Below are 12,044 nucleotides of genomic sequence, written 5' to 3'. Positions count from 1 at the left end.
GCGTCAGGCGCCCGTCGGCGGCTCCAGGCCCAGGACCCTGTCCTTCAGGGCGGGGAACTGGTCCCTGGTGGCCGCGACCCGCGCCGGGTCGAACTCCACGGTGAGGACCTGCTCGCCGGGCCCCGCCTCCGCCAGGACCTCGCCCCACGGGTCCACCACGACCGAGTGGCCCGCCTGCTGAACTCCGGCGTGCGTCCCGGCCGTTCCGCACGCGAGCACGAACGCCTGGTTCTCCACCGCCCGCGCCCGGGCCAGCAGCGTCCAGTGCGACCGGCGGCGCTCCGGCCAGCCCGCCGCGACGACCAGGGTCTCGGCGCCGTGGGCGACGAGACCGCGGAAAAGCTCGGGGAAACGGAGGTCGTAGCAGGTCGCCACGCCGAGCGTGGTGTCGGGCAGACGGACCGTCACCAGCTCGCGTCCGGCACCCATCAGCACCGCCTCGCCCTGGTCGAAGCCGAACCGGTGGATCTTGCGGTAGGCGGCGGCCAGGTCGCCGGAGGGGGAGAAGACCAGCGAGGTGTTGTAGAGCGGGCCCTCGGGGTCGCGCTCCGGGATCGAGCCCGCGTGCAGCCACACGCCCGCGTCGCTCGCCGCCTTGGCCATCAGCTCGTACGTCGGTCCGTCGAGCGGCTCGGCCTGCGCGGCGAACGCCTCGTAGGCGAACGCCCCGGTCGTCCACAGCTCCGGCAGGACGACCAGGTCGGCCGCGCCCGCCTGGTCACGGACCAACGAGACCGCCCGCCGCCGCCGGGCCTCGGCCGATTCGCCCTCGTCCACGGCGATCTGGATCAAAGAGGCGCGCACACTACCACCGTCCTGGCATTCGAGTCGTCCACACGGGCCTACGATCGTCACACGAAAGCACTGCCGGGGTGCCTCACAGCAGCGTAGCTTGGGGGCACTGCGGCTGGAGCGCAGCCGACAGCCGGGGGAGGCTCAAGGCACCCGCCGAGCAGCCACTTCCCGCCGGCACCGCCGTCAACCTGCCCGTGTACCGACCGCCGAGGGGTCCCGTTCCGTGAGTCTGCATCCCACCCTCCAGCCCTACGCCGACGCCTGGACCCACTCCATCGAAGCGATATCCGAGCTGGTGCAGCACCTGGTGGAGGCCGACTGGAACCGGCGCACCCCCTGCCCCGGCTGGTCGGTGCGCGACATCGTGTCGCACGTGATCGGGCTCGACAGCGAGATGTACGGCGACCCCCGCCCCATCCACTCCCTGCCGCGGGACCTCTTCCACGTCACCAACGAGCACCAGCGGTACATGGAGATGCAGGTCGACGTCCGCCGGCACCACACGGCGCCGGAGATGACGTCCGAGCTGGAGCTGATGGTCATCCGCCGCAACCGCCAGCTCCGCAACGAGTCGCGCGACCCCGGGGCCAAGGTGCGCGGCCCGCTCGGCGCCGAGCTGACCCTCGAAGAGTCCATGCGCTCCCATGCGTTCAACATCTGGGTGCACGAGCAGGACCTGCGCGCCTCCCTCGGCCGGCCCGGCAACCTCGACTCCCCCGGCGCGTACGTCGCCCGGGACGTGCTCCTCGACGAGCTGCCCCGGGTCGTCGCCGAGCGCGCCGACGCGCCCCGCAGCTCGGCGATCGTCTTCGACGTGCACGGCCCGGTGGAGTTCCTGCGCACCGTCCGCGTCGACATCCAGGGCCGCGGCACGGTGGAGGCGGTGCCCGCCCTCGGCCCCGCCGCGTCCTTCTCCCTCGACTGGGAGACCTTCGTGCGCCTGGCCTGCGGTCGGGTCGGCCCCGACGCGGTCGCCGACCGCGTGAAGGTCGAGGGGGACACGGCCCTGACGACGGCGATCCTGCGCAACTTCGCCGTGACGCCGTGACGCCGTAGGGAGCCAGGCCCGGGCGGGGGCCGGACCGGCCCGGTCCGCCGGGTGTCGCGGCGTTTAACCGGTGTCGCCGGGCGCCCGGCGGAAACTAGCGTGCCCTGCCATGACCGACGCCCACGCGCCCGACGCCACCGCACCTGGCACCCACGCATCCGACGCCCCTGCGTCCGACGCCACCGCCACGGACGCTGCCGACGCCCCGCCCCGGCTCGGCCGGCTCGTCTTCCACGGGCCCCTGTCCGAGCGGCGGGCCGGCGACCTCGTGCGGCGGCTCGCCGCGGGGGCGCCCCGGACCGTGCTCGACCTGGGCTGCGGCTGGGGGGAGTTGCTGCTGCGGGTGCTGGAGGCCGTACCGCGGGCGCACGGCGTCGGCGTGGACCTGAACGGCGAGGACCTGCGGCGCGGGCGGCGGGCGGCCGGGGAGCGCGGGCTCGCGGACCGGGTGGCGTTCGTCGAGGAGTCCGCCGTGGGGACCCGGCGCGGCCCCGCCGACCTGGTGCTGTGCGTCGGCGCCAGTCAGGCGCTCAGCGCGCGGCGGCCGCCCGCGCACCTGGGCGAGGCGCTGGGCGAGCTGCGGCGGCTGGTCGCCGACGGCGGGCGGGTGCTGCTCGGCGAGGGGTTCTGGGAGCGCCCGCCGACCGAGCGGGAGCTGGCCGGGATGTGGCCCGGCGCCTCGGCCGGCGACCACCACGACCTGTCGCGGCTGCTCGACCTGGCCGTGGGGGCCGGGTTCCGCCCCGAGTGGGTGGAGACGGCGGACCGCGGCGAGTGGGAGGCGTTCGAGTCGGGCTACCAGGCGGACACGGAGGTCTGGCTGGCCACCCACCCCGGCCACCCGCTGGCCGCCGCGACGCGCGAGCGCCTGGACCGCCACCGGCACCAGTGGATGCACTACCGGGGCGTCCTGGGGCTCGCGTACCTCACGCTCGTGCCGGTGACGCGCGCCCCCGCCTCGCCCTGACGGGAGCCTCAGGCGGGGACGTGCACCGTCTCCACCCGGCTGGCCACCAGCCGCTCCCGCTCGCGGCGGGCCGCCCGGCGGCGCAGGCGCAGGATCTGGGTGACGCCGAGGGCCTGCAGGACGAACACGGCGGAGAACGCGACGGTGTAGTCGTCGCCGGTGGCGTCCAGCAGCACGCCGATCGCGAACAGCGTCGTCATGGAGGCGACGAAACCGCCCATGTTGGTGATGCCGGACGCGGTGCCCTGGCGCTCGGGCGGGTTGGCCGGACGCGCGAAGTCGAAGCCGATCATCGACGCCGGGCCGCAGGCGCCCAGCACCGCGCACAGGACCACCAGCAGCCACATCGGGGCGTGGTCGGCCGGGTAGAGCAGCGTGGCCGCCCACAGCGCGGCGGTCGCCGCGACCGTGCCGAGCGCGAGCGGGAGCCGTGCCTCGTGGTGCCGGGCGATGATCTGGCCGTAGACCAGTCCGACGAGCATGTTGGACAGCACGACCAGGGTGAGCAGGCCGCCCGCGGTGGCGCGCGACAGCCCCTGCGCCTCGACCAGGAACGGCAGGCCCCACAGCAGCAGGAACACCATCGCCGGGAACTGGGTGGTGAAGTGCACCCACAGCCCCAGCCGGGTCCCCGGCTCCCGCCAGGAGGCGGCGATCTGCCGGCGCACGTAGGCCGCGCCCTGGTGCGGGAACGGCTCGGGGGCGTGCCCCTCCGGGTGGTCCTTCAGGAACAGCAGCAGCAGGACGAACACGACCACGCCGGCGAGCGCGCTGCCCGCGAACGCCGCGGTCCAGCCGACGCCGTGCAGCAGACGGGCCAGGACGAGCGTGGAGACCAGGTTGCCCGCCATCCCGGCGAGTCCGGCGAGCTGGGCGATCAGCGGCCCGCGCCGGGCCGGGAACCAGCGCGTGCCCAGCCGCAGCACGCTGATGAACGTCATGGCGTCGCCGCAGCCCAGCAGCGCCCGCGAGGCGAGCGCGGTGCCGTACGACGGGGAGAACGCGAAGCCGAGCTGCCCGGCCGTGAACAGCACGACCCCGATGGCCAGCACCCGCTTGGTGCCGAGCCGGTCCACCAGCAGGCCGACGGGTATCTGCATGCCCGCGTAGACCAGCAACTGGAGGATGGAGAACGTCGACAGGGCCGAGGCGTTCACGTGGAAGCGGTCGGCGGCGTCGAGGCCGGCCACCCCGAGCGACGTGCGGAAGATGACGGCGACGAAGTAGACGGAGACGCCGATCACCCAGACGGTGACCGCGCGCCGGCCGCCGGGCGGGTCACCCGGAAGGGTGGAGTTGCGCGGGGTGCTCACCGGACCTCACCCCGGGCCAGGTGTGAGAACCAGCCCACGTGCCGGTGCACGACGCCGACCGCCGCCTCGGCGTCCCCGGAGCGCAGCGCCTCCAGGATCTCCTGGTGCTCGGCGAGCGTCTTGGCGACGCGGTCGGGGTGGGAGTGCATGATCGCCACGCCCATCCGGAGCTGGCGGTCGCGGAGCTGGTCGTAGAGGCGGGAGAGGATCTCGTTGCCCCCGCTGCGGACGATCTCGGCGTGGAAGCAGCGGTCGGTGACGGCGGCCCCCGCCAGGTCACCGGCGGCGGCCTGCTCGCGCTGGCGGGCCAGCAGTTCCTCCAGGCGCTCCAGGAGCCCGGCCGGGGCGGGGACGGCCTTGCGCGCCGCGTGCTCCTCGACGAGCAGCCGGGTCTCCACCACGTCCGCGATCTCCTGGGCGGAGACCGGCAGGACCAGGGCGCCCTTCTTCGGGTAGAGCCTGAGCAGCCCCTCGGCCTCCAGGCGCAGCAGGGCCTCCCGGACGGGGGTGCGCGACACGCCGACGGCCCCGGCCAGCTCGCCCTCGGTGAGCAGCGTGCCGCCCTCGTACCGGCGGTCCAGGACGCCCTGCTTGACGTGGGTGTAGACGCGGTCGGCGGCGGGGGGCTGCTTGCCCCGGGGTGCGCTCGGGCGCGGGGTCGGGGTGCGGGTGGGCACGGCTGGGGCGGAAGGCATGCCGACAGGATAGATACAACACGTACGCATGCGGTACGCCCGTCCACCATGCGGACCCGGGGCGGCCCGCGGCGTCCCCCGGACCGGTGACGGCGGAGATTCCTCCCAGCGGGCGCACAACCATCTGTGCTACTTACGTGTCTCGTACGTGCGGCCCCACCTTCTTTCCCCTTTCAACTCGGCCGCACATCAGGGGCATTCGACGTAATCGGGGTATTTCAGTTGATAACCGCAACCCAGGGCATCCGAGTCCGCCGAGCCGCAGCCGTCGCCGTGACGACCGGCGCGATGTTCGCGACCGTTGCCCTCACCGCGGCGCCTGCGCAGGCCGTCTCCACGCCCACCATCGCCGCCAAGGCCGGCTTCGTGATGAACAACGCGAACGGTGCGCAGCTGTACGCGAAGGGCGCCACCACCAAGCTCTCCACCGGCTCCACCACCAAGATCATGACCGCCAAGGTCGTGCTCTCGCAGCCGAACCTGAACCTGGACGCCAAGGTCACCATCCAGAAGGCCTACAGCGACTACATCGTCGCCAACAACGCCTCGTCGGCCCGCCTCATCGTGGGCGACAAGGTGACCGTGCGTCAGCTTCTGTACGGGCTGATGCTGCCGTCGGGCTGCGACGCCGCCTACGCCCTCGCCGACAAGTTCGGCAGCGGCACGACGCGGGCCGCGCGGGTGAAGAGCTTCATCGGCAAGATGAACACCACCGCCCGGTCGCTGGGCATGACCAGCACCCACTTCGACTCCTTCGACGGCATCGGCAACGGGTCCAACTACTCCACCGCCAAGGACCTGACCAAGCTGGCCAGCAACGCGCTGAAGAGCGCGAACTTCCGCGCGATCGTCAAGACAAAGGCGTACACGGCCAAGACGATCACCCGGACCGGTTCGACCCGCACCATGGGCACCTGGACCAACACCAACACGCTGCTCAGCAGCTACAGCGGCACCATCGGCGTGAAGACGGGCTCCGGCCCCGAGGCGAAGTACTGCCTGGTCTTCGCCGCGACCCGCGGCGGCAAGACCGTCGTCGGCACGGTCCTCGCCTCCACGTCGACCACCCAGCGCGCCACCGACGCCACGCGTCTGCTGAACTACGGCTTCGCCCGGCTGGGCTGAGTCGCACGTACGCACCGGGAGCCCGGCCTGATCGACAAGACACCCCCCTAGCCCTCGGGCCCGCCGTGATCCACACGGCGGGCCCGATCGCTTTTCCGCGCGCGGTGTGCGCGCCGGGCCGTCAGGCCCAGGTGATGAGCCGCTTGGGCTGCTCCAGGATCGCCGCCACGTCCGCCAGCACCTTGGAGCCCAGCTCGCCGTCGACCAGGCGGTGGTCGAAGCTCAGCGCCAGCGTGGTGACCTGACGGGGCTTCACCTTGCCCTTGTGGACCCACGGCTGGAGCTTGATCGCGCCGACCGCGAGGATCGCGGACTCGCCGGGGTTGAGGATCGGCGTGCCGGTGTCGACGCCGAAGACGCCGACGTTGGTGATGGTGAGCGTGCCGCCCTGCATCGCCACCGGCGAGGTCTTGCCCTCGCGCGCGGTCGCCACCAGCTCGCCCAGCGCCTCGGCGAGCTGCGGCAGCGTCTTGTCGTGCGCGTCCTTGATGTTCGGCACGATCAGCCCGCGCGGGGTGGCCGCCGCGATGCCCAGGTTCACGTAGTGCTTGAGGACGATCTCCTGCGCGGCCTCGTCCCAGGAGGCGTTGATCCCCGGGTTGCGCTTGACGGCGACCAGCAGGGCCTTGGCGATCAGCAGGAGCGGGTTCACCCGCAGGCCCTGCAGGTCCTTGTCCTGCTTGAGCTCGTCGACGAGCTTCATCGTGCGCGTGACGTCGACCGTCACGAACTCCGTGACGTGCGGCGCCGTGAACGCCGAGCCGACCATCGCCTGCGCGGTGGCCTTGCGCACGCCCTTGACCGGGATACGGGTCTCGCGCGCCCCGTCGTACGACGCCGGGGCCGGGGCCGCGACGGTGGCGGGGCGGGCCGCCGGGGCGGGCGCGGCCTGCTCCACGGGCGCGGGGGCCTGCGGCGGGGCCGCCGCCGCGTGGACGTCCTCGCGGGTGATGATCCCGTCGGGGCCGGTCGGGGTGATCGCCGCCAGGTCGACGCCCAGGTCCTTGGCCAGCTTGCGCACCGGCGGCTTGGCCAGCGGGCGGGGCCGGTCGACGGCCGCGGAGGCGCCCCCGTGGCCGTTCAGCTCGGACTGCAGCGCCTGGGCCGCCGGGTTCGCCGGTGCCGCCGGGACAGCCGGGGCCTCGGTGGCGGGCGTCTCGGGGCCCTTGCGGGGGCGGCGCTTGGTGGAGGTGGTGGCCACGCCGTAGCCGACGAGGACCGGCTGGCGGCCGGACCCGACGGACTTGGCCTCCTCCTGCGCCGCGGGAGCGGCCGCGGCGGGAGCCTCCGCCACGGGGGCCGCCTCGGCCGGCGCGGCGCCGCCGGAGACGTCCACCGTGATGATCGGCGTGCCCACGTCCACCGTGGTGCCCTCGGGGAAGCGCAGCTCGCGCACCACGCCGTCGTAGGGGATGGGCAGCTCGACGGCCGCCTTGGCGGTCTCGACCTCGCACACCACCTGGCCGTCGGTGACGGTGTCACCGGGCTGGACGTACCACTTGAGGATCTCGGCCTCGGTGAGTCCCTCGCCCACGTCGGGCATCTTGAACTCACGCACGGACGCTTCGGTCATCGTCGTCACGACCCTCTCCTCAGTACGCCAGGGCACGGTCGACGGCGTCGAGCACCCGGTCCAGGCCCGGCAGGTACTCCTCCTCCAGGCGCGCCGGCGGGTACGGGGCGTGGTAGCCGCCGACCCGGAGCACCGGGGCCTCCAGGTGGTAGAAGCAGCGCTCGGTGATGCGCGCGGCGATCTCCGCGCCCGAACCGAAGAACACCGGCGCCTCGTGCACCACGACCAGCCGGCGGGTCTTCTCGACCGACGCCTGGACGGTGTCGAAGTCCAGCGGGGAGATGGAGCGCAGGTCGAGGACCTCCAGGCTCCGGCCCTCCTCGGCGGCCGCGTCGGCGACCTCCTGGCAGAGCTTGACCATCGGGCCGTACGCGGCGAGCGTGAGGTCGGTGCCCTCGCGCACCACGCGCGCCTTGTGCAGCGGGCCGGGGATGGCCTCGGTGGAGACCTCGCCCTTGTCCCAGTAGCGCCGCTTGGGCTCGAAGTAGATCACCGGGTCGTCGCTCTGGATGGCCTGCTGCATCATCCAGTAGGCGTCCGACGCGTTCGACGGGCTGACCACCTTCAGGCCGGACACGTGCGCGAAGAGCGACTCGGGGGACTCCGAGTGGTGCTCGACCGCGCCGATGCCGCCGCCGTAGGGGATGCGCACGACGACCGGGAGCTTGACCTTGCCCAGCGAGCGCGCGTGCATCTTCGCGAGCTGCGTGACGATCTGGTCGTAGGCCGGGAAGACGAAGCCGTCGAACTGGATCTCCACCACCGGCCGGTAGCCGCGCAGCGCGAGGCCGATCGCGGTGCCGACGATGCCCGACTCGGCGAGCGGGGTGTCGATGACGCGGTCCTCGCCGAAGTCCTTCTGCAGGCCGTCGGTCACCCGGAAGACGCCGCCGAGCTTGCCGACGTCCTCACCCATGACGAGGACCTTGGGGTCCTCCTCCAGGGCACGGCGCAGCGACTCGTTGATCGCCTTGGCCAGGGGCAGGTTCTTCGCTGTCACGTCCGCTGCCATGTCAGACCCCCTCGACGTCCGCGAACGACGCCTGGTAGGCGGCGAACTGGGCGCGCTCCTCGTCGACGAGCGCGTGCCCGTCCGCGTACACGTTCTCGAAGATGGCGAAGTGGTCCGGGTCCTGCATGGCGCGGACCGCTTCGCGCACTCGCCTGCCCAACGCCTCGGACTCGGTCTCGAGTTCCGCGAAGAATCCCTCGTCCGTGTGGTGTGCGGACTCCAGGTACCGGCGCAGGCGCAGGATCGGGTCCTTGGCCTCCCAGGCCACGCGCTCGTCGTCGTGCCGGTAGCGGGTGGGGTCGTCGGAGGTGGTGTGGGCGCCCATGCGGTACGTCCACGCCTCGATCAGGGCGGGGCCCTCGCCGCGGCGGGCCCGCTCCAGCGCCCAGCGGGTGACCGCGAGCGAGGCCAGCACGTCGTTGCCGTCGACGCGGACGCCGGGGAAGCCGAAGCCCTGGGCGCGCTGGTAGAGCGGCACGCGGGTCTGCTTCTCGTTGGACTCGGAGATCGCCCACTGGTTGTTCTGGCAGAAGAACACCACCGGCGCGTTGTAGACCGCGGCGAAGTTGAACGCCTCGCTGACGTCGCCCTGGCTGGAGGCGCCGTCGCCGAAGTAGGCGATCACCGCGCTGTCCGCGCCGTCCTTGGTGATCCCCATCGCGTAGCCCGTGGCGTGCAGCGCCTGGGAGCCGATGACGATCGTGTAGAGGTGGAAGTTGTTCTCGTTGGGGTCCCAGCCGCCGTTGTTCACCCCGCGGAACATGCCCAGCAGGTTCGTCGGGTCGACGCCGCGGCACCAGGCGACGCCGTGCTCGCGGTAGGTGGGGAAGACGTAGTCGTCCTCGCGGGTGGCGCGGCCGGAGCCGATCTGGGCGGCCTCCTGGCCCAGCAGGGACGCCCACAGGCCCAGCTCGCCCTGGCGCTGCAGGGCGGTGGCCTCGGCGTCGAAGCGGCGGGTGAGCACCATGTCGCGGTACAGGCCGCGCAGCTCCTCGGGGGTGATGCCGTCGACGTAGCGGTCGTACTCGGCGTTCTTCACCCGCTCGCCCTCGGGCGTGAGCAGCTGGACGAGCTCGGGCTCGGCGGCCGCCGTACGGGCGGTCGTGCGAGCGGTGGTGCGCTTGGTGCCGGTGGTGCCGGCCGCCTTGGTGCCGGTGGTGCCGGCCTTGCTCCCGGCGCTGCGTCGCGGCTGTCGCGCGGCAGTGCTCTCCACGGTCACGTGTGCTCCTCCGTCGGTCCGGCCCCCGGGATTGCCGGGAACCAGTGCGGCTCACCTGTTTTCCGACATCCGGGCACGGGGTGGGTGCCACTCGGCCGGGAACAGGCGTGACAGGTGCCCCGGCGAGCGCCCTGCAACAGTCACGTTACCCAGTGCTCCACATTTCTGTGAAACCCCTCCTGACCTGCGTTTTTGCTTGGATTTCCAAGTAAATCCGCAGAACCGGGAAGGACGCTGGTCACAGCCTTGCAGGAGGCCGGAGCAACGGCACGTTATCCCGCCCACCCAGGTCACGGGAAGAGTCCTCTGTGAGATGGATCCCGCGGACGAAACGCGACAAGTCGGGTTTTCCACCAGGCTCGGGCCCGGGCCAGGGGTGCGCCAGGGGACGCGGCGGGGGCACGCCGGGGGCCGAAACGCGCCACGCGCGCGTGGCGGGCCCGGCGGGCCCCACGCGCGCGTGCGGAGGGAGGGCGAGGGCGGTCAGTTCCCGGTGGTACCGCCGGCCGCGGGGCCGGCGGCAGCGCCGCCGTCGGCCGTCCCGCCGCTGGTGGTGGTGCCGCCGTCGCCGGTCCCCCCGTCGCCGGTCCCCCCGTCGGACGTCCCGCCGGTGGTGCCCGGGGCGCTCGACTGGTTGTCGCTCGGCTCCTCCGACGGCGCGGAGGACGTGTCGTCGCTCGGCTCGCTCGTCTGCGAGTACGACGGCGTGTCGGAGGGCGTGTACGACGGCGTGTAGTGCGACCCGGAGTTCGAGCCCGAGTCGTTGTCGGAGGAGCTGCCGGTGGACTCGTCGCTCGACGTGTCGGTCGGCGACGGGCTGGTCGACTCCCGGGTGGCGCTCGGCGAGGTCGTCGGCGACTTGGTCGTACCGCCCTTGTTCCCGTCGCCGCCCGCGTTGTTCAGCGCGAGGGCCACGCCCGCGGCGATGGCGATCACCGCGAGGACGGCCAGCACCCACAGCTTGCCACGCCCGTCACCCTTGTTGCCGTGGCCCTCGAAGCCGCCCTCGTCGCCGTTGCCGTACCCGCCGGGCAGGATCGGCTGGGGGATCTGCGAGGTGCCGTCGCCGGCGCCGGGGTGGGCCATGACGGCGGTGGCCGCGAACCCGGCTCCGGCCGCGGCGGCCACCGGGGCGTCGACCGGGCCGGTGTTCCAGGTGCCGCTGTGGCCGCCCTGGTCGTACAGCATCTGCAGCGCGTACTGCACCATGCCGCGCATCTCCTCGGCCGTCTGGAACCGGTCGTCGGGTTCCTTGGCCAGGGAGCGCATGACGAGGCCGTCGAGCTCCGGCGGGCAGGTGCCCTCCGCGATCGACGACGGCGGCGCCGGGATGTCCTGCACGTGCTGGTAGACCACCGACAGCGGGGTCTCGCCGACGAACGGCGGGCGCAGCGCGAGGAGTTCGTACAGCAGGCAGCCGGTCGCGTACAGGTCGGAGCGGTGGTCGACGGCCTTGCCGAGGGCCTGCTCGGGCGACAGGTACTGCGGGGTGCCCATCACCATGCCGGTCTGCGTCATGGTCGTCGACGCGCCGTGCAGGGCGCGCGCGATGCCGAAGTCCATGACCTTGACGGCGCCGTTGTGGGTGATGATGACGTTGGCCGGCTTGATGTCGCGGTGCACGATGCCGTGCTGGTGCGAGTAGGCCAGCGCCTCCAGCACGCCGGAGACGATGATCAGGGCCTGCTCGGGCCCCGGCGCCTCGGCGTTGAGCAGCAGGTCGCGGATCGTGCGCCCCTCGACCAGCTCCATGACGATGTACGGCACGCTCTGGCCGCCCACCACGTCCTCGCCGGAGTCGTACACGGCGACGATGGCGTGGTGGTTGAGCCCGGCCACCGACTGCGCCTCACGCGTGAAGCGGGCCTTGGACACCGGGTCCTCGGCGAGGTCGGCGCGCAGCAGCTTGACCGCGACGGTGCGCCCGAGCCGGACGTCCTCCGCCGCGAACACCTCGGCCATGCCGCCCCGGCCGAGCCTGCTGGTCAGCCGGTACCGGCCGTCGCCGACGAGCCCGCCGTTGCCCCAGTGCTCCGGCGCGTCCGACATGCCGCCGCCAGTCGCCTCGGGGTCGGACGGGCCCTGAGAGCGCTGCTGCTGTGCCATCAGTCCTCGCCGTCGTTTCTGCCCGCGGTGCGCGCGGTGTTGTCACGGTCTCCGTCGGCCACGCTACAGCCTCCGCGCAAGCCGCCGGACCGGGTCGTCCGGGGTTACCGGACCGAGACGGACCGGACATGAAACCCCCCGCGGCTGTCCACGTGCAAATCCTGTGCACCGGACGTGGGCCCGCGGTAACG

Annotated in this window: 10 protein-coding genes; 3 read left to right on the top strand and 7 right to left on the bottom strand. The window is 72.8% G+C overall.

All coding sequences use genetic code 11. The annotated features are described in order from the left end of the window. Positions 1-3 precede the first annotated feature (3 nt). Positions 4-804: a carbon-nitrogen family hydrolase gene (locus E4U92_RS02285; protein ID WP_137298528.1), complete on the bottom strand. Its 801-nt coding sequence runs from the start codon at positions 802-804 to the stop codon at positions 4-6. Between the two features lie 214 nt (positions 805-1,018). Here E4U92_RS02285 and E4U92_RS02280 point away from each other — a divergent pair, with 214 nt between their 5' ends. Together E4U92_RS02280 and E4U92_RS02275 are read left to right on the top strand one after the other, a co-directional pair. Continuing rightward, positions 1,019-1,843, top strand: coding sequence for a maleylpyruvate isomerase family mycothiol-dependent enzyme (locus E4U92_RS02280; RefSeq protein WP_137298527.1), 825 nt, complete (start codon positions 1,019-1,021; stop codon positions 1,841-1,843). A gap of 109 nt (positions 1,844-1,952) precedes the next feature. Then, entirely contained in the window at positions 1,953-2,810 is an 858-nt protein-coding gene (locus E4U92_RS02275; protein ID WP_137298526.1) for an SAM-dependent methyltransferase, read from the top strand. 8 nt (positions 2,811-2,818) lie between these two features. On the opposite strand, the gene E4U92_RS02270 is transcribed toward E4U92_RS02275, so the two are convergent. Further along, complete coding sequence (locus E4U92_RS02270) at positions 2,819-4,123, bottom strand: MFS transporter (RefSeq protein ID WP_137298525.1); 1,305 nt, start codon at positions 4,121-4,123, stop codon at positions 2,819-2,821. Then, positions 4,120-4,818: a GntR family transcriptional regulator gene (locus E4U92_RS02265; protein ID WP_168725016.1), complete on the bottom strand. Its 699-nt coding sequence runs from the start codon at positions 4,816-4,818 to the stop codon at positions 4,120-4,122. The genes E4U92_RS02270 and E4U92_RS02265 overlap by 4 nt, the downstream gene beginning before the upstream one ends. 222 nt (positions 4,819-5,040) lie before the next feature. On the opposite strand from E4U92_RS02265, the gene E4U92_RS02260 reads away from it, so the two are divergent. Then, positions 5,041-5,943, top strand: a complete 903-nt coding sequence (locus tag E4U92_RS02260) for a D-alanyl-D-alanine carboxypeptidase family protein (RefSeq protein WP_174863647.1) — start codon at positions 5,041-5,043, stop codon at positions 5,941-5,943. 121 nt (positions 5,944-6,064) lie between these two features. Here the strand turns inward: E4U92_RS02260 and E4U92_RS02255 are convergent, their stop codons facing one another. The 4 genes from E4U92_RS02255 to E4U92_RS02240 all read right to left on the bottom strand — a co-directional run bounded on the left by E4U92_RS02255 (position 6,065) and on the right by E4U92_RS02240 (position 11,853). Further along, positions 6,065-7,525: a dihydrolipoamide acetyltransferase family protein gene (locus E4U92_RS02255; RefSeq protein WP_137298523.1), complete on the bottom strand. Its 1,461-nt coding sequence runs from the start codon at positions 7,523-7,525 to the stop codon at positions 6,065-6,067. A 10-nt stretch (positions 7,526-7,535) separates the two neighbouring features. Next, positions 7,536-8,528 carry an alpha-ketoacid dehydrogenase subunit beta gene (locus E4U92_RS02250; protein ID WP_137298522.1) on the bottom strand — a complete coding sequence of 331 codons (993 nt, stop codon included), beginning with the start codon at positions 8,526-8,528 and terminating at the stop codon, positions 7,536-7,538. 1 nt (position 8,529) lies between these two features. Next, positions 8,530-9,747 carry a pyruvate dehydrogenase (acetyl-transferring) E1 component subunit alpha gene (gene pdhA / locus E4U92_RS02245; RefSeq protein ID WP_137298521.1) on the bottom strand — a complete coding sequence of 406 codons (1,218 nt, stop codon included), beginning with the start codon at positions 9,745-9,747 and terminating at the stop codon, positions 8,530-8,532. A 483-nt stretch (positions 9,748-10,230) separates the two neighbouring features. After that, positions 10,231-11,853 (bottom strand): protein kinase domain-containing protein, encoded by a 1,623-nt coding sequence (locus E4U92_RS02240; RefSeq protein ID WP_137298520.1) that lies wholly within the window; start codon positions 11,851-11,853, stop codon positions 10,231-10,233. Between the last annotated feature and the right edge of the window lie 191 nt (positions 11,854-12,044).

Source organism: Streptomyces galbus, from assembly GCF_005280195.1.
GTDB classification, from domain to species: domain Bacteria; phylum Actinomycetota; class Actinomycetes; order Streptomycetales; family Streptomycetaceae; genus Streptomyces; species Streptomyces galbus.
Note: the sequence above shows the minus strand (reverse complement) of the source record. Positions and strands in the feature narration are given on the sequence as shown.